Origin of the sequence: Sphingobium nicotianae (genome assembly GCF_018603885.1) — a bacterium.
Classification (GTDB): Bacteria; Pseudomonadota; Alphaproteobacteria; order Sphingomonadales; family Sphingomonadaceae; genus Sphingobium; species Sphingobium nicotianae.
Map to the genome: position 1 here is coordinate 211,648 of NZ_JAHGAW010000006.1, position 15,950 is coordinate 227,597.

A 15,950-nucleotide genomic window follows, 5' to 3' on the forward strand; every position below is an offset into this window, starting at 1 on the left:
TGAGCTTGAGGGGAGGCCGCCTCTTTCTCACGCAGATTTATCCTGTTAAAGTAGTGACATTATCATGGTATAAAGGCTAACAGGATGAGCAGCGCGGCACCGGGGCACAATCCGCTGGGCCTCTATCTCAAGGATCGGCGCGCGAAGCTCGATCCCGCCGCTTTCGGCCTCTCTGGCACGCGGCGGCGCACGCCGGGACTGCGGCGCGAGGAAGTCGCCCAGCGCGCCAATATCAGCCCGACCTGGTACACCTGGCTGGAGCAGGGGCGGGGCGGCGCGCCCTCGGCCGATGTGCTCGACCGGATCGCGCGGGCGCTGCTGCTCACCGATGTCGAGCGCGAGCATCTCTATCTGCTGGGTCTCGGCCGCCCGCCGGAAGTGCGTTATCGCCCGACCGAGGGCGTGACACCGCGCCTGCAGCGCATCCTCGATGCGCTTCCCTATAGCCCGGCGCTGGTCAAGACGGCGACCTGGGACGTGGTCGCCTGGAACAAGGCGGCGGTCGTGATGCTCACCGACTATGCGATGCTGCCGCCCGAGCAGCGCAATATCCTGCGGCTGATCTTCCTCGATCCGCACGTGCGGGCGGCGCAGAATGACTGGGAGGCGGTCGCGCGCTTCGTCGTCAGCGCCTTCCGCGTCGATGCGGCGCGGGCGGGAGCGGCCGAGGAGGTGGAGCCGCTGGTCGAGGAATTGTGCCGGCTCAGTCCCGAGTTCGACGCGATGTGGCGCGACAATGACGTGCGCAGCTATGGCGGCGGCCTCAAGCATCTGCGCCATCCGACCGCAGGCACGATCGCGCTGGAATATTCGGCCTTCGCCGTCGACGAGCGGACCGATCTGACGATGATTATCTATCATCCCGCCACCGCCGAGGATCTGGCGCGGCTCAAGGGACTGGTGGAAGCGCGATACGGCAAGCTGTCCGATGGCGATGGGCGAGCAATCCCCTCGTGACGGCCCGGCGATGATGCACTAGGTCTCGCTCGACATGCTCACCGGCCTCGCCATCCGCAACATCGTGCTCATCGAGGCGCTCGATCTGACCTTCGAGCGGGGGCTGACCGTGCTCACCGGCGAGACGGGGGCAGGCAAGTCGATCCTGCTCGACGCGCTGGGGCTGGCGCTCGGCATGCGGGCGGACAGCGGGCTGGTGCGCGCCGGCACCGATCAGGCGAGCGTGACGGCGAGCTTCGAGCCGGCGGCGGCGGGATCGGCGCTGGCTGCTTTGCTCGCCGAGAACGAGATCGATCAGGAGCCGGGCGGGCCGCTCCTGATCCGCCGCACGCTGAAGGCCGATGGCGGCAGCCGCGCCTTCCTCAACGATCAGCCCTGCTCGGCGGCGCTGCTGCGCGATGTCGGCGCGCTTCTGGTCGAGATTCACGGCCAGCATGACGAGCGCGGCCTACTCAATCCGCGCGGCCACATGGACCTGCTCGATGCCTTTGGCGGGCTGGACACGGGCGCGGTGCGGGCGGCGCATGCGGCGTGGCAGGATGCCGGGACGCGGCTGGCGGCTGCGCGCGACGCGCTGGAGAATGCGGCGAAGGAGCGCGACTATCTCGCCCATGCCGTCGACGAGCTGACCAAGTTCGCGCCCGAGCCGGGCGAGGAGGAGGCGCTGGCCGCCGAACGCGCGACGATGCAGAAGGGCGCGCGGCTGACCGAGGATCTGGCGGCGCTCGATGCGGCGCTCGGCGGGTCGGAGGGCGCTCTCTCCAAGCTGCGGCAGGCGGCGCGGCGGCTCGACCGGATCGCGCCCGAGCATGAACTGCTTGCCAGCGCACTGGCGGCGTTCGACCGCGCGGTGATCGAGGCGGCCGAAGCGGAGGACCAGCTCGCCCGGGCGAGCGAGGCGCTGAGCGTCGACCCGGCGCGGCTGGACGCGATCGAGACGCGCCTGTTCGATCTGCGCGCGCTCGCCCGCAAGCATCAGGTCGCCGCCGACGATCTCGCCGCGCTGGCCGAGCAGATGAGCGCGCAACTGGCGCGGATCGATGCCGGCGAGGCGGGGCTGCTCGATCTGGAGGGCGAGCTTGCAAGCACGCGGGCGGCCTATGAGGCGGCGGCACAGGCGCTGAGCGACGCCCGGCGCGCGGCGGCGGCCCGGTTGGACAAGGCGATGGCGGATGAACTGGCGCCGCTCAAGCTGGATGCCGCACGCTTCCGCACCGATGTCGAGCCGCTGCCCGAGGGACAATGGCGCGCATCGGGCAAGGACCGGGTCGAATATATGATCTCGACCAATCCGGGCGCACCCTTCGCTCCGCTCACCAAGATCGCCTCGGGCGGCGAGCTGTCGCGCTTCATCCTCGCGCTCAAGGTCGCACTGGCGGCGCAGGGCAGTGCGGGCACGATGATCTTCGACGAGATCGACCGGGGCGTGGGCGGCGCGGTGGCCGGGGCGATCGGCGAGCGGCTGGCGCGGCTGGCGGGTGGCGCGCAGGTCGTCGTGGTGACGCACTCGCCGCAGGTCGCCGCGCGGGGGGCGGAACATCTGTTGATCGCCAAAAGCTCGCAGGGGACGATCACCCGCACCGGCGTCCATCCGCTGGACGAGGCCGAGCGGCGCGAGGAGATCGCCCGCATGCTATCGGGCGCCGCCATCACCGACGAGGCGCGGGCGCAGGCCGATCGGCTGCTGGAGGGTGTGTGAGCGCGACGGTGACCCTGTGGCGCCCGATTGGGCCGGAGGAACTGGCGCTGATCGAGCAATCCGGCATGCGCGCCTTCCCGCCGCGCCTGCCCCAGCAGCCGATCTTCTATCCGGTGACGACGCGCGAATATGCGATCAAGATCGCGCGCGACTGGAACGTGTTGGCGAGCGGCAGCGGTTTCGTCACGCGCTTTGAGGTCGATGCCGATCTTCTCGCGCGCTATCCTGTCGAGACGGCGGGCGGCCGCGCACATCAGGAATATTGGATCCCGGCCGAGGAGATGGACGCCTTCAACGCGGCGATCGTCGGAGCCATCGAGGTGACCGACCAGTTCGGGCAGGAGGCTTGATGGCAGCGGAGATGACGCGGCGCGAGGTGGCGACGGCGGGCGCGGGCCTCGCGCTGCTGGCTTTGGCCGCGCCCGGGCTGGCGGCAACGGAGACAAGGCGCATGGAAGAGGAAAAGCCGCATTACGGCCTGATCGGCCAGATCAAGGCGCTGCCGGGCAAGCGGGATGACCTGATCGCGATCCTGACCGAGGGCAGCGGCGAGATGCCGGGCAATGTCGCTTATATCGTCGGCGCGGACGTGGCGGACGCGGACAGCATCTGGATCACCGAGCTGTGGATGACGAAGGAGGCGCACGCGGCCTCGCTCAAGCTGCCCAAAGTCCAGGAGGCGATCAAATATGGCCGGCCGCTGATGGCGGGCTTCGGCGTGCGGGTGGAGTTCGTGCCGGGATGAGGGGTGACGTTTGTGGTGGTTCGGCACCACCCCCGACCCCTCCTCTGAAGAGGAGGGGAGTGGACCCTGTTCCCGATTGCGAGGCAGATCAGGCAAAGCAGCCGTTTTTTGCTCCCCTGGTGCCGGATGAACGCAGATCGACCGACGATGCTGGCTCGCGCGGCGCGCATGCGGAGGGAGCCGACCGAGCCGGAGCGACGGTTGTGGAGGCAATTGCGGGCGTCGCAGCTCAGCGGATACAAGTTCCGTCGGCAGGCGACGATCGCGGGGCGCATCGTCGACTATTTCTGCCCGGCGAAGAACTTGATCGTCGAGCTCGACGGTGACACGCACGATGTGGAATCTGATGCGGCGCGCGACGCCGATTTGCGAGAGAGGTTTGGCTTCGTGACGCTGCGTTTCGGCAATCGCGATGTGATTGAGAATATGGAGGGCGTTTTGTCGAGGCTTTTGCTGACGCTCGACACATTGCCCGACCGGTGGGTCAGCGGCACCACCCCCGGCCCCTCCTCTGAAGAGGAGGGGAGAGAGTCATGACCGATCCCGCCACCCTCTCCGAAGCGGATGCGGCAAACCGCCTGATGCGCCTCGCCCGGGAGATCGCGCATCATAACCGGCTCTATCATGCGGACGACGCGCCCGAGATCAGCGACGCGGACTATGACGCGCTGGTGCGCGAGAACAACGCGCTGGAGGCGGCGTTTCCGCATCTGATCCGCGCGGACAGCCCGAACCGGCAGGTGGGCGCCTCCGTCGCGGCCTCGGCGCTTGCCAAGGTGCGGCACGAGAAGCGGATGATGAGCCTCGACAATGCCTTCGCGGACGAGGAGGTCGAGGAGTTCGTGGCGCGGGTGCGGCGCTATCTGAACCTGCCCGAGGGCGAGGGCGTCGCGATGACGGCGGAGGACAAGATCGACGGGCTGTCGCTCTCGATCCGCTACGAGGGCGGCAGGCTGGTGCGCGCGGCGACGCGGGGAGACGGCGAGATCGGCGAGGATGTCACGCCCAATGTCAGTCACATAAGCGACATTCCTCAGGAGCTGCCGGAAGGCGCGCCGGACATTTTCGAGGTGCGCGGCGAGGTCTATATGGAGAAGGCGGCGTTCGTCGCCCTCAACGCGCGGCTGATGCGCGAGGGGCAGGCTGTCGCGGAGGCGCGGGGCGAGACGTTCGACCCCGAGGGGGTCCGCCAGTTCGCGAATCCGCGCAACGCCGCCGCCGGATCGCTGCGCCAGAAGGATGCGAGCGTGACCGCGAGCCGGCCACTGCGGTTCCTTGCGCATGGCTGGGGTGCGGTGTCGGCGCTGCCGGCGGACACGCAATATGGCGTCATGAAGGTGATGGAGCGCTGGGGCATCCCGGTCTCGCCGCGGCTGGTGCTCTGCCCGGACAGCGCCGCGATGCTGGCGCATTATCGCGGGATCGAGCAGATCCGTGCTGATCTGCCCTACGACATTGACGGGGTGGTGTATAAGGTTGACCGGCTGGACCTGCAGGAGCGGCTGGGCTTCGTCGCCAAGGCTCCGCGCTGGGCGATCGCGCGTAAATTCCCGGCCGAGCAGGCCGAGACGACCCTGCTCGGCATCGACATCCAGGTTGGGCGGACCGGCAAGCTGACGCCGGTCGGCCGCCTCAAGCCGGTGACGGTGGGCGGCGTGGTCGTGCAGAACGTGACGCTGCACAATCGCGACGAGATTGCGCGGCTGGGGGTGCGGCCGGGCGACCGGGTCCTCATCCAGCGGGCGGGCGACGTGATCCCGCAGGTGGTCGACAATCTGTCCCGCGACGACGACCGGCCGGCTTTCCTCTTCCCGGATCATTGCCCGGAGTGCGGCAGCGAGGCGGTGGCGGAGGAGGGCGAGGTCGACGTGCGCTGCACGGCCGGGCTGATCTGCCCGGCGCAGCGGATCGAGCGGCTCAACCATTTCGTCAGCCGCGGCGCGATGGACATTGATGGCCTGGGCGACAAGACGATCCGCGAATTCTTCGAGCTGGGCTGGCTGGAGCATGGGCCGGCCGACATCTTCCGGCTGAAACAGCATCGCGCCGAGTTGCTCGGACGTGAAGGCTGGAAGGACAAGTCGGTCGATAACCTGCTGGCAGCGATCGAGAATCGGCGCGAGCCGGACGCCGCGCGGCTGCTCTTCGGGCTGGGGATCCGCCATGTCGGCATCGTCACGGCACGCGACCTGCTGAAGGGGTTGCACGATATTCACCGACTGCCCGCCAAGGCCGCCGAATTCCGCGCTTATCGCGCGGACTATCCGCAGGGCGAGGCCGAGAAGCCCAGCCCTTTCGCCGCACGCATGCTTAAGGCGGTGAAGCAGATTTTCGAAGTGAGCACGGATGGCATCGGCATCGCGGTCGGTCATGCGCTCGCGGATTTCTTCCACGAGGACCATAATGTCGCCGTCTGGGACGACCTGCTGGGTCAGGTGTCGCCACCGCCTTATGTGGTCGAGGTGAGGGCGAGCGCGGTCTCGGGCAAGACGATCGTGTTCACCGGCAAGCTCGAGACGATGAGCCGAGACGAGGCCAAGGCGCAAGCGGAAGCGCTGGGCGCGCGGGCGGCGGGATCGGTGAGCGCGGCGACGGACCTGGTGGTGGCCGGGCCGGGCGCGGGCTCCAAGCTCAAGAAGGCGGCCGACCTCGGCATCGAGGTGATCGACGAGGCGGCCTGGGCGGAGATCGTGAAGGGGGCGGGATAGGCGCGCGCCGAGGCCTGCCGGCCTGTCCCAAATGCTGACAAGATGGTTTCCGGACATGGTTAACGCGCGTTGACCGCGCCGGCCTCCGGTGAGACTTTCGCATCGGCGATCGCGGATCGTCGCAGTGGGAGGACGCTTATGTTTCGCAAAATGATTTTTGCCGCCGCCTTGCTCGGCGGCACGGTTCTGGGCGCGGGTGCCGATGCGCAATCGATCACCATCGCGCCGGGCTCCGGGCCGGCGGGCGGCTATCTCGGCCTGTCGCTGTTCGGCATCGGCCCGATCGCCAACCTGACCGGCGACGGCTCGGTCTCGCTGAACATTCCGGGCATCACCTTCGGCGGCCAGAGCTGGACGAGCCTCACGGTTGCCGAAAATGGCTTCGTCACGCTCGGCAACGCGGCCGTGCCGGGCAGCCTGTGGACCTCGGCCAATCTCAGCCTGCCGGCGGGCGGCGTCACCGCGCCCATCCTCGCGCCGTATTGGACGGACATCGATTCCACCGGCGGCGCGATCCGGGCCGGAACGCTCACCGATGGCACGCACAGCTGGGTCGTGATCGATTGGGACAGCGTTCTCCTGCCCAGCAGCACGGCCCGATCCAGCTTCGAGCTGTGGATGGGAGTCGGGTTCGACGACGTGACTTACAGCTATGCCGCGATGGGCTCGACCGCCGCTTTCACCATCGGCGCGCAGGATGCCTCCGGCACCATCGGTACCAACTATCTCTACAATAATGGCTCGATCAGCCGGAGCGAGTTGAGAGTGACGTCGACGGGTCTGCCGGTCACGCCCTCGGTGCCGGAGCCGGCGAGCTGGGCGATGATGATCGCGGGGCTGGGCGTCGTGGGCGGGGTGCTGCGCCGCCGCCAGATTGCCAGCGTCCGGTTCGCGTGACACGTGCGGCGCTCCGGCCGGTGGGTCGGGGCGCCCATGCGGGAGGGTTGTTTCTCGCCGGCGGCGGAACGCCGGAGCAATCCTTGCTGCTCGATGGCGCGTTCATCGGGCGATGCTCATCGTCCGGGCCACTGGTCTATGTCCCGACGGCTCGCCGCGACCAGCCGCCGGCCGACAGCCTGAGCTGGTTTTGCGCGGCAATGGCGCCCCATGGCGTCGGGGCGATCGAGATGTGGCACGACCTGCGGCCGAGCCTCCCGGTCGATCGGATCGGCGGTCTCTACATCGGCGGTGGCGACACCGTCTTTCTGTTGCAGGAAGTACGGCGCACGGGGTTCGATACCTTCATTCGCAGCGCGGCTGCGGCGGGCATTCCCATCTATGGCGGAAGTGCGGGGGCGATCATCCTTGGCGAACGGCTTGGCGGATCGAAGGCAGCCGCAGCCGCTGGTCAGGCGATGATGGCGGGGCTTGGATTGCTTGCCGGGCATATGGTCGGCTGCCATTTCCAGGAGGATGAGATCGATCGCCTGCGCGCGGCGAGCATCGATTGCGGTGCGCCGATAATCGCTATTCCCGAAACGGCCGGCGTGATCGTGGAAGGCGCGCAGCTGCGCAACATGGGGCCCGATCCGGTCTTCCTGCTGGACGGGATGGAGATGCTGTCCGTAACAGCGGGAGAGGCAGTGGGGTTGCGGCGGCCGCGCGACGTGTAATTTTCTTTCTCGCGCGGGACATGATAGAAGAAGCGCATGGAGAGTCACATCCATGAGACACCGCCGGAAGGCGCTGCGGCCGACTGGACCATCCCGCAGGACTGGTCGGCTTACACCGCGCAGGATCATGCCACCTGGGACAGGCTGTTCGCTCGGCAGAGCGCGCAGTTGCAGGGGCGGGGCTGCGCTGCCTTTTTGCATGGGCTCGACGTGCTACGGCTCTCCAGGCCGGGCATTCCCGATTTCGAGGAGCTCTCCGCGCGGCTGATGGCGCTGACCGGGTGGCAGGTCGTCGCGGTGCCGGGGCTGGTGCCGGATGCGGTTTTCTTCGACCATCTCGCCAATCGGCGCTTCGTCGCGGGTAACTTCATCCGGCGGCCGGACCAGCTCGATTATCTGCAGGAGCCGGACGTGTTTCATGACGTGTTCGGCCATGTGCCTTTGCTCGCCGATCCGGTCTATGCCGACTATATGCAGGCCTATGGGCAGGGCGGGCTGCGCAGCCTGGCGTTCGGCGCGCTGCACAAGCTGGCGCGGCTCTACTGGTATACGGTCGAATTCGGCCTGATCGAAGAGGATGGCGGCCTGCGCCTGTTCGGGGCGGGGATCGTTTCCAGTCACGGCGAGAGTGAGTTCGCGCTCGATGACCCGAGCCCCAATCGCATCGCCTTCGATCTGATGCGGGTGATGCGGACCAACTACCGAATCGACGATTATCAGCAGAGCTATTTCGTGATCCCGAGCTTCGAGTCGCTGCTCCGGGCGACGGTCGAGACCGATTTCGCGCCGGTCTATGCGGCGCTCGAAACACTGGATGACATCGCTCCGGATGCGGTGTTGCCGCAGGATCGGTTGTTAACGCGTGGCACACAGTTACGCGCGCGAGGCGAGGTGCGTCAGAATATTTCGCAGGAGTAGTAGTTTGAATATCTAAGCGCGGTGCTCTTGAGGGAAAATTCTTTAAATACAATTGCGTGAGTGGATATTGGCTCCGTCGATCGGCGCCGTGCCTCGATCCGTCGCATTTCCAAAGCTTGTTAAACAGGGTTAATGAGTCGTTAGGGATATTCGCCGAAAGTTAACGGCATGGAACAGAGCACCTACCCCCGGGGTGGCCAGTCTCGCCCCCAAACCGCCGCCGGCCGATCCTGGGTGATCGGACCATTGGGTCAACCGCTTACCGAAGACTGCCTTCCCGTGGCGGGATGCAGCTACTGGACGCCGCGCCGCAAGGCGGAGGTCGTCGCCGCCGTCAATGGCGGGCTGCTCAGCGTCGACGAGGTTTTCGCGCGCTATCAGCTGTCGGTCGAGGAATTCGCCGGATGGCAACGGGCCGTCGACCGGTTCGGCATGCCGGGCCTCAAGCAGACGCGGCTCAAGCGCTATCGCGACATTCAGGAGCGCGCGCAGCAGTCCGGATTCGCGGCCATGGCGGCCTGAGCCGATCGCTTACCAGCTCCCGTAGCCCGGCGCCTCGCCGACATCCTCGGCGCGAAAGCGGGTGGGGCGGCGCCAGCCGAAACGGCGGCGCTTGCGCAGGTGGAGGGTGGGCCAGTCGCCTCCCTTTTCGCCGGCGCTGTCGATGCGGCCCGCGAGGCGCAGGCCCTGCTTCCAGTATGCGGCGATGACGCGGTCCGCCTGGCTGTCCAGCAGGCCGGCGAGGATCAGCGAGCCACCGTCCGCCAGTTGCTTGGCGAGGCTGGGGGCCAGCTCGATCAGCGGACCGGCAAGGATATTTGCGATGATCAGATCATAGGGCGCGAGGCCCTGGATCAGCGCATGATCGACGCCGGGCGCCGCAACGAGCTGGAGCTCGCCCGGGCCGCTGCCTAGCGCCACGCCATTCAGATCCGCATTTTCCGCCGTCACGTCTATCGAGATCGGGTCGATGTCCGAGGCGAGGGCATGGGCGTGGGGCCAGAGGGTCATCGCGGCGAAGGCGAGCAGGCCGGTGCCGGTGCCGATGTCGGCGATATTGCCGAAGCGATGGCCGGTCTCGTGCAGCCGCGCGAGCGTCAGCAGGCAGCCATAAGTGGTCTCGTGCTGGCCAGTGCCGAAGGCCTGACTCGCCGGAATGAGGAAATTGGTGAAGCCCGGCTGCGGCGGGTCTCCCTCGTCATTGCGGACATGAAACGGTCCGGCCGTGATCGGATCCAAGCCGGCCTGGCTCTGCGTCACCCAATCCGCGTCGGGCACCGGTTCAAGCGTATATTGGGTGCGCCTGCCGTCCGGGAGCAGAGCGAGGAGCGCGTCGATGGCGGCGCCGTCCGGCTTGCCTTCGAAGATGACGTCGAGTTGCCAGTCGTCCGGCCGGGCGATGTCCGGCTCGCTGGCGATGATCGCGGGCGGGCTTGGCCAATCGGCGAACAGGCTCTCCGCCTCGAACTGGATATGCTCGGCGGTGGCGCGGGAGCAGGGGAGAGTCATCTGCCAGGCTGCTGCGGGCGATGCGGCGGATTTGGGAGAGCGCTTGGACTTGGCCATGCACGCGGCTCTAGCGGATTTATCGCATTTGGGGAGCGGGCAAATTTATCGGCCCGCTCCATTTGTGTGCGTGGGGCGGGGCGCTCAGCCCACGGCGCGCTGCTCGCCGCCGACGGTCTGGACGAAGTTCAGCGAGCGGCTGCGCAGGTTGCCGAGATGACTGCGCACCTCGGTGAAGCCGCTCTCCAGCTCGTCGATCTCGGACGCGACGATCTCGGTATCCTGGCGGATCGCCGAAATATTGGACGACATGGAGTCGGCGGCGAGCGCGGTCTCGTCGACGGCGGCGGTGATCATGGTGACGGTCTGCGACTGCGCGTCCATGGCGGTGCGGATGCGCATGCCCATGGTCTGCACTTCCTGGACGGTGACGCGGATGCGCTCATTGGTCTCGACCGACTGGCGCGTGGCATTCTGGATGGAGGCGATCTTCTGGGCGATGTCGTCGGTCGCGCGGGCGGTCTGGCTGGCGAGCGACTTCACTTCCTGCGCGACCACCGCGAAGCCGCGACCGGCATCGCCGGCGCGCGCCGCCTCGATCGTGGCATTGAGCGCAAGCAGGTTGGTCTGGCCGGCAATGTCGCGGATGAGGCCGAGGATCGACTCGATCGACTGGGCATGATCGGAGAGGGCGGCGGACATGTTCACCGCCTCGCCGGCCTGCACGGAGGCGCGCGAGGCGACTTCGGCGGCCTGATCGACTTCGGTGCGGGCTTCCTCGATGGCGCGAATCAGGCCCGAGCTGGTGTGTGCGGCCTCGCGCATCGCGATGGCGGACTGCTCGGCGGCGGCGGCGACTTCGCTCGCCTTGTCGAGCATGCCGCGCGTCGCGCTGGAGGCTTCGCGCGCCTGATCGCGGAGGCGATCGCCCAGATCGGCGGCCTTGTCGATCTGATCGGTCAGCAGATCGGAGAATTCCTGGCGCTGCTGGTCGCGCTTGATGCGGTCCTGCGCGCGGATATGGTCGGCATAGGCGGCGCAGCAGACTTCGACCTGCACCAGCGAGATGTAGCGCATCTGCGCCATCAGCCTGGCGCGCTCCTCGAGATCGTCCATCAACTCGCCGAGAATGTCGCGGAGCTTGTCGACGACGCTGTTGATCGTGAAGATCTGGGTGCGGATCGAGAGGCCGCGCTCGATGGCGTAGATGAGGAAGGCGCGGGCCTGCTCGCCCCACGCCTCGCCGGTGAGATTGCCGAGCAGCTCATGATGGAAGGCGCGGGCGTTGCGACGCAGCTCGTCCAGTTCGGTGGCGCTGTGCGAGAATTTGCCGGCATTGATCATGTAGGCGTCGAATGCCACGTCACCGAGCTCGTCGACGCGATCGCCGATGATCTCCCTGATCCGCAGTGCGGCTACGGGCAGCTTGCCCTGCGGATCGAACTCCCTGAGGCGCTCCGCCATGGAAATCGTGTCGCTGATAATTGCGGTCATGATCCAAATCGATCCTCTGCCAGGCGCTACACCCAGTCGCGCTCAGACCCCGCAGATAGCCGGTCTTCGTTAACCGCCGGTTATTGCTGGGCCGTCCGCCCGCACGGCCGAACATCGATAAGCCCACCCTGACCGTTTGCAGTGCGGCGGCTTTGCGCTAAAGGGACGCCAACTTTCACGATCAGGGTCGCTTATCATGGCGCAATCCCGGCCGAGGCCGCTCTCTCCGCATCTGACCATCTGGCGATGGGGTCCGCACATGCTGATCTCGATCCTGCACCGCGTGACGGGCGACGGCCTGGCGATTGTCGGCGGCCTGGGGCTCACCTGGTGGCTGTTCGCGGCCGCGAGCGGCCCTGCGGATTACGCGACATTTCAATATTATGTGTGGCGCGCCGATGAGGCGGACCTGGCCGGGCTGATCGCCAACTATGTGAGCCGGATCGTGCTGATCGGCTTGTCCTGGGCCTTCTTCCAGCATCTCTTCTCGGGCCTGCGCCATCTCGTGATGGACATGGGCGCGGGCTATGAGCTCAAGACCAACCGCACCTGGTCGCTGGTCGTCATGGCCGCGGCAGTGATCGCGACCATTGCGCTCTGGGCCTATATCTTCACGCGGGGAGCGCACTGATGGGCAGCGGAACCAAAGTCGGCAAGGTCCGCGGCCTCGGCTCGGCCAAGAGCGGTGTCCATCACTGGGTCGCCCAGCGGTTCACCGCGATCGGCAACGCGCTGCTGGTAAGCTGGCTGATCGCCGGGCTGGTCATGCTGCCGTCGCACGATCATGGCGCGGTCGCCGGCTGGCTCGCCCAGCCGATCGTCGCGGTGCCGATGATGCTGATGATCGTCAGCGTCTTCTATCATATCCGCCTCGGCCTGCAGGTGCTGATCGAGGATTATGTGCATGATGACGGGCTGAAGTTCGCCGTGCTCGTGCTGCTCACCTTCTATGCGATCGGCGCGGGGGCGGTCTGCCTCTTCTCGGTCGCCAAGCTCGCTTTTGCCGGAGGGCCCCTCTGATGGCCGACGCTTACAAGATCGTCGATCACACTTATGACGCCGTCGTGGTGGGGGCCGGTGGATCGGGCCTGCGCGCGACCATGGGCATTGCCGAGAGCGGTCTCAAGACCGCCTGCATCACCAAGCTGTTCCCGACGCGCTCGCACACCGTGGCGGCGCAGGGCGGCATCGCGGCGAGCCTAGGCAACATGGGTCCGGACCACTGGACCTGGCACATGTACGACACGGTCAAGGGCTCCGACTGGCTCGGCGACCAGGACGCGATCGAATATATGGTGCGCGAGGCGCCGGCGGCGGTCTACGAGCTGGAGCATGCGGGGGTGCCGTTCAGCCGCACCGAGGAAGGCAAGATCTATCAGCGCCCGTTCGGCGGCATGATGCAGAATATGGGCGCCGGCCCGCCGGCCCAACGCACCTGCGCCGCCGCCGACCGCACCGGCCACGCCATGCTTCACGCGCTCTACCAGCAGAGCCTGCGCTACGACGCTGATTTCTATATCGAATATTTCGCGCTCGACCTGATCATGGAAAATGGCGAGTGCCGCGGCGTCATCGCCCTCAACATGGACGACGGCTCGATCCACCGCTTCCGGGCCCATGCCGTGGTGCTGGCGACCGGCGGCTACGGGCGCTGCTACTTCTCGGCGACCTCGGCGCATAGCTGCACCGGCGACGGCGGCGGTATGGTGTTGCGCGCGGGCCTGCCGCTGCAGGACATGGAGTTCGTCCAGTTCCACCCGACCGGCATCTATGGCGCGGGCGTGCTCATCACCGAGGGCGCGCGCGGCGAGGGCGGCTATCTGACCAACTCCGAAGGCGAGCGCTTCATGGAGCGTTATGCGCCCTCGGCCAAGGATCTCGCCTCGCGCGACGTGGTCTCGCGCTCGATGGCGATGGAGATCCGCGAGGGCCGCGGCGTCGGCAAGAACAAGGATCATATCTACCTGCACCTCGATCACATCGATCCCAAGGTGTTGCACGAGCGGCTGCCCGGCATCACCGAGACGGGCAAGATCTTCGCGGGCGTCGACCTGACGCGCCAGCCGCTGCCGGTGGTGCCGACCGTGCACTATAATATGGGCGGCATCCCGACCAATTATCATGGCGAAGTCGTGACCTTGAAGGACGGCAATCCCGATGCCGTCGTGCCGGGCCTGTTCGCGGTGGGCGAGGCGGCGTGCGTCTCGGTCCATGGCGCCAATCGCCTGGGCTCGAACAGCCTGATCGACCTCGTCGTCTTCGGCCGCGCGACCGGCAAGCGGATCGCCGAGATCGTCAAGCCCGGCGCGGCGCACAGGGCGCTGCCGGCGGACTCGGCGGAGCTGGCGCTCGCGCGCGTCGACCATTTCCGCAATGCCAAGGGCGGGACGCCGACGGCCAATATCCGCCTCGACATGCAGCATACGATGCAGGCCCATGCCGCCGTGTTCCGCACCGACGCGCTGATGGCCGAGGGCATCGAGAAGCTCGAGAAGGTCTATGCCGGGATGAGCGACATCGGCATCACCGACCGCTCGATGATCTGGAACACCGATCTCGTCGAGACGCTGGAGCTGGACAATCTGATCGGCCAGGCGCTCTGCACGATCAAGGGCGCGCGGGCGCGCAAGGAAAGCCGCGGCGCGCACATGCACGAGGATCATCCCGATCGCGACGACGCCAACTGGATGAAGCACACGATCAGCTGGTTCGACGGCTGGGGCGGCAAAGGGGGCGCGGTGACGCTCGATAGCCGGCCGGTGCACGACTATACGCTGACTGACGAAATCGCCTACATCGAGCCGAAGAAGCGGGTTTATTGAGCCCGCCGGGCAGGCTTCCCCGGAAAGGAAGCGCTGCCCGCGCAGGACACCCGGCTCATCCAGCACACCGCCGGTCTCTCGTCCGGCAGGGACAGGGATGGCAAGGAAAGGACTCCTCCGGGCCGCCCGATGGGGCCGTCGGTCCGGTCGGTGCCGGTCAGTCTCCTGGATGCTTCCTTGAGGGCATGCTGCGCGGATGCGCTCACATGCCCGTTATGCGTCGCTCAGCCGGTGGCTTGTGCCAGTTCCTGCTTGATTCGAAGCTTCTGCTTCTTGAGCGTCGCGACGAGAAAATTGTCCGGCGCGGGCCGGGCCGTCTCGTCCTTGATCCGGGCTTCGAGCCCGGCATGTTTGGCGTGAAGTGCGGAAACATGGGATGTGTCCATACTGTCCTCCTTAGCCATTGCGACAATGGAGGGTCAGTAAATCACTCCGGCGCGGACCTGTCTCCCCCCTTTTTTCGATTTGCGATAAGCCGCAGCACAGGCGGCGACGATGTGATTGATCGTTAAACAAAATTCCGATGGCGCTGCCCTGTCATTTCGCGACTGCGGAAGAAAAGGCGTTAACGCTGAATTTTTGTTGCGATGGGTTCGGCCGTTGCGGGCGGGGAGACGCGATGCGATGATGCAGCCGCGCGCAGAATGACGGGAGGTTGCGAGTCGGTGTTGTCGATCGAGGAAATCGAGCAGCGGCTGGAGTTTCTGCGGGTCGAACATCGCGATCTCGATTGCGCGATCGTCGCCCTCAGCCAGATCGCCCAGCCCGACCAGCTTCAGCTCGCGCGCATGAAGAAGCGCAAATTGCGCCTGCGCGACGAAATCACGATGCTGGAAAACAGCCTGATTCCCGACATTATCGCTTGAACAACCGCCCCATTTCGGGACGAGCCACGGTCCGACGCCGACATGTGGTTGATTCGAAGTTAATCGGCGCGACAGCCGCCAGGGTCTGTGGCAGCAACGATGGCATGAGCGACTCAACCACCCTGCTCAACCAGTTCGACCGGCGCCTGATCGACAGTCTCTATGTCGAAGCCATGGTGCTTGCCGACGAGGCGCGTTCCTTCTTCGACCATCGGGCCGAGGAACATCGCGCTTTGCTCGGTCAGGTCGACCGCGTTGAATTCGCCTGCGAGTCGCTGAAAGTGACGACGCGCCTGATGCACGTCATCGCCTGGCTGCTGACCCAGCGCGCCATCCTGAACGGCGAGCTGCCCGAGTCCGCGCGTGGCGAGGAGCGCCACGGACTTGGCGCTGCCGCACCGACACCCGCCGGCATTGCCGAGCGCTTCAGCGTCGACATGGCGGCCCTGATCGAAACGAGCGAGGATCTCTACGATCGGGTCTCGCGCCTGGAACGCCAGCTGATCGGGCGCGGCCGGAACGACATCGCCTTGCCGCTCAGCCCGGCGCGCGACCTGCTGATCCGGCTCGAACGGGCCTTCTGATCCGCCGGGAATGGCCGCGCCGGTCGCCCGGGCGATCG

18 protein-coding genes are annotated in these 15,950 nt (G+C 66.6%); 15 read left to right on the forward strand and 3 right to left on the reverse strand.

The window, feature by feature from the left end:
* Positions 1–84 precede the first annotated feature (84 nt).
* The 10 genes from KK488_RS10730 (at position 85) to sciP (ending at position 9,162) form a co-directional block, all read left to right on the forward strand.
* On the forward strand, positions 85–957 hold the full coding sequence (locus tag KK488_RS10730; protein ID WP_214623326.1) for a helix-turn-helix transcriptional regulator: 873 nt from the start codon (positions 85–87) through the stop codon (positions 955–957).
* Between the two features lie 34 nt (positions 958–991).
* Positions 992–2,656: a DNA repair protein RecN gene (gene recN, locus KK488_RS10735; protein ID WP_214623328.1), complete on the forward strand. Its 1,665-nt coding sequence runs from the start codon at positions 992–994 to the stop codon at positions 2,654–2,656.
* A complete protein-coding gene (locus KK488_RS10740; protein ID WP_250890260.1) occupies positions 2,653–3,006 on the forward strand; it encodes a hypothetical protein in 354 nt (117 codons plus the stop codon). Before recN ends, KK488_RS10740 begins: the two co-directional genes overlap by 4 nt.
* Positions 3,006–3,401 (forward strand): putative quinol monooxygenase, encoded by a 396-nt coding sequence (locus tag KK488_RS10745; RefSeq protein WP_250890261.1) that lies wholly within the window; start codon positions 3,006–3,008, stop codon positions 3,399–3,401. Before KK488_RS10740 ends, KK488_RS10745 begins: the two co-directional genes overlap by 1 nt.
* A gap of 126 nt (positions 3,402–3,527) precedes the next feature.
* Positions 3,528–3,938, forward strand: a complete 411-nt coding sequence (locus KK488_RS10750; RefSeq protein WP_250890262.1) for an endonuclease domain-containing protein — start codon at positions 3,528–3,530, stop codon at positions 3,936–3,938.
* A complete protein-coding gene (ligA, locus tag KK488_RS10755; RefSeq protein WP_214623329.1) occupies positions 3,935–6,109 on the forward strand; it encodes an NAD-dependent DNA ligase LigA in 2,175 nt (724 codons plus the stop codon). The genes KK488_RS10750 and ligA overlap by 4 nt, the downstream gene beginning before the upstream one ends.
* Before the next feature lie 138 nt (positions 6,110–6,247).
* Positions 6,248–7,006: a PEPxxWA-CTERM sorting domain-containing protein gene (locus KK488_RS10760; RefSeq protein ID WP_214623331.1), complete on the forward strand. Its 759-nt coding sequence runs from the start codon at positions 6,248–6,250 to the stop codon at positions 7,004–7,006.
* Positions 7,003–7,722, forward strand: coding sequence for a Type 1 glutamine amidotransferase-like domain-containing protein (locus tag KK488_RS10765; RefSeq protein ID WP_214623333.1), 720 nt, complete (start codon positions 7,003–7,005; stop codon positions 7,720–7,722). Before KK488_RS10760 ends, KK488_RS10765 begins: the two co-directional genes overlap by 4 nt.
* A gap of 36 nt (positions 7,723–7,758) precedes the next feature.
* A complete protein-coding gene (gene phhA, locus KK488_RS10770; RefSeq protein WP_214623335.1) occupies positions 7,759–8,640 on the forward strand; it encodes a phenylalanine 4-monooxygenase in 882 nt (293 codons plus the stop codon).
* Between the two features lie 168 nt (positions 8,641–8,808).
* Entirely contained in the window at positions 8,809–9,162 is a 354-nt protein-coding gene (gene sciP / locus KK488_RS10775) for a CtrA inhibitor SciP (protein ID WP_214623337.1), read from the forward strand.
* A gap of 9 nt (positions 9,163–9,171) precedes the next feature.
* Here the strand turns inward: sciP and KK488_RS10780 are convergent, their stop codons facing one another.
* Positions 9,172–10,206 (reverse strand): 50S ribosomal protein L11 methyltransferase, encoded by a 1,035-nt coding sequence (locus tag KK488_RS10780; protein ID WP_214623339.1) that lies wholly within the window; start codon positions 10,204–10,206, stop codon positions 9,172–9,174.
* Between the two features lie 84 nt (positions 10,207–10,290).
* Entirely contained in the window at positions 10,291–11,640 is a 1,350-nt protein-coding gene (locus KK488_RS21590; RefSeq protein WP_214623341.1) for a methyl-accepting chemotaxis protein, read from the reverse strand.
* Between the two features lie 196 nt (positions 11,641–11,836).
* Between KK488_RS21590 and sdhC the strand changes: the two genes are divergently transcribed.
* Genes sdhC through sdhA form a run of 3 tightly spaced genes read left to right on the forward strand, consistent with a single transcriptional unit; the run spans position 11,837 to position 14,462 of the window.
* A complete protein-coding gene (gene sdhC / locus KK488_RS10790) occupies positions 11,837–12,271 on the forward strand; it encodes a succinate dehydrogenase, cytochrome b556 subunit (protein ID WP_214623347.1) in 435 nt (144 codons plus the stop codon).
* A complete protein-coding gene (gene sdhD, locus KK488_RS10795; protein WP_214623349.1) occupies positions 12,271–12,660 on the forward strand; it encodes a succinate dehydrogenase, hydrophobic membrane anchor protein in 390 nt (129 codons plus the stop codon). Before sdhC ends, sdhD begins: the two co-directional genes overlap by 1 nt.
* Positions 12,660–14,462, forward strand: coding sequence for a succinate dehydrogenase flavoprotein subunit (gene sdhA / locus KK488_RS10800; protein WP_214623351.1), 1,803 nt, complete (start codon positions 12,660–12,662; stop codon positions 14,460–14,462). Before sdhD ends, sdhA begins: the two co-directional genes overlap by 1 nt.
* Before the next feature lie 224 nt (positions 14,463–14,686).
* Here sdhA and KK488_RS10805 read toward each other — a convergent pair whose 3' ends face one another.
* The gene (locus KK488_RS10805; protein ID WP_214623353.1) at positions 14,687–14,848 is read right to left on the reverse strand and encodes a YdcH family protein; all 162 of its coding nucleotides are present in this window, start codon (positions 14,846–14,848) and stop codon (positions 14,687–14,689) included.
* 282 nt (positions 14,849–15,130) lie between these two features.
* Between KK488_RS10805 and KK488_RS10810 the strand changes: the two genes are divergently transcribed.
* Both KK488_RS10810 and KK488_RS10815 read left to right on the forward strand, forming a co-directional pair.
* Entirely contained in the window at positions 15,131–15,328 is a 198-nt protein-coding gene (locus KK488_RS10810) for a YdcH family protein (RefSeq protein WP_214623355.1), read from the forward strand.
* 104 nt (positions 15,329–15,432) lie between these two features.
* Complete coding sequence (locus KK488_RS10815) at positions 15,433–15,912, forward strand: DUF1465 family protein (protein WP_214623357.1); 480 nt, start codon at positions 15,433–15,435, stop codon at positions 15,910–15,912.
* Positions 15,913–15,950 lie beyond the last annotated feature (38 nt).

Excerpts from the sequence above, each read along its gene's own strand:
- sdhD (WP_214623349.1), top strand. The coding sequence starts at position 12,271 with ATGGGCAGCGGAACCAAAGTCGGCAAGGTCCGCGGCCTCGGCTCGGCC.
- phhA (WP_214623335.1), top strand. The coding sequence starts at position 7,759 with ATGGAGAGTCACATCCATGAGACACCGCCGGAAGGCGCTGCGGCCGAC.
- KK488_RS10805 (WP_214623353.1), bottom strand. The coding sequence starts at position 14,848 with ATGGACACATCCCATGTTTCCGCACTTCACGCCAAACATGCCGGGCTC.
- sdhA (WP_214623351.1), top strand. The coding sequence starts at position 12,660 with ATGGCCGACGCTTACAAGATCGTCGATCACACTTATGACGCCGTCGTG.
- KK488_RS10815 (WP_214623357.1), top strand. The coding sequence starts at position 15,433 with ATGAGCGACTCAACCACCCTGCTCAACCAGTTCGACCGGCGCCTGATC.
- recN (WP_214623328.1), top strand. The coding sequence starts at position 992 with ATGCTCACCGGCCTCGCCATCCGCAACATCGTGCTCATCGAGGCGCTC.
- KK488_RS10730 (WP_214623326.1), top strand. The coding sequence starts at position 85 with ATGAGCAGCGCGGCACCGGGGCACAATCCGCTGGGCCTCTATCTCAAG.
- KK488_RS21590 (WP_214623341.1), bottom strand. The coding sequence starts at position 11,640 with ATGACCGCAATTATCAGCGACACGATTTCCATGGCGGAGCGCCTCAGG.
- ligA (WP_214623329.1), top strand. The coding sequence starts at position 3,935 with ATGACCGATCCCGCCACCCTCTCCGAAGCGGATGCGGCAAACCGCCTG.
- KK488_RS10780 (WP_214623339.1), bottom strand. The coding sequence starts at position 10,206 with ATGGCCAAGTCCAAGCGCTCTCCCAAATCCGCCGCATCGCCCGCAGCA.
- KK488_RS10760 (WP_214623331.1), top strand. The coding sequence starts at position 6,248 with ATGTTTCGCAAAATGATTTTTGCCGCCGCCTTGCTCGGCGGCACGGTT.
- sdhC (WP_214623347.1), top strand. The coding sequence starts at position 11,837 with ATGGCGCAATCCCGGCCGAGGCCGCTCTCTCCGCATCTGACCATCTGG.
- KK488_RS10745 (WP_250890261.1), top strand. The coding sequence starts at position 3,006 with ATGGCAGCGGAGATGACGCGGCGCGAGGTGGCGACGGCGGGCGCGGGC.
- sciP (WP_214623337.1), top strand. The coding sequence starts at position 8,809 with ATGGAACAGAGCACCTACCCCCGGGGTGGCCAGTCTCGCCCCCAAACC.
- KK488_RS10750 (WP_250890262.1), top strand. The coding sequence starts at position 3,528 with ATGAACGCAGATCGACCGACGATGCTGGCTCGCGCGGCGCGCATGCGG.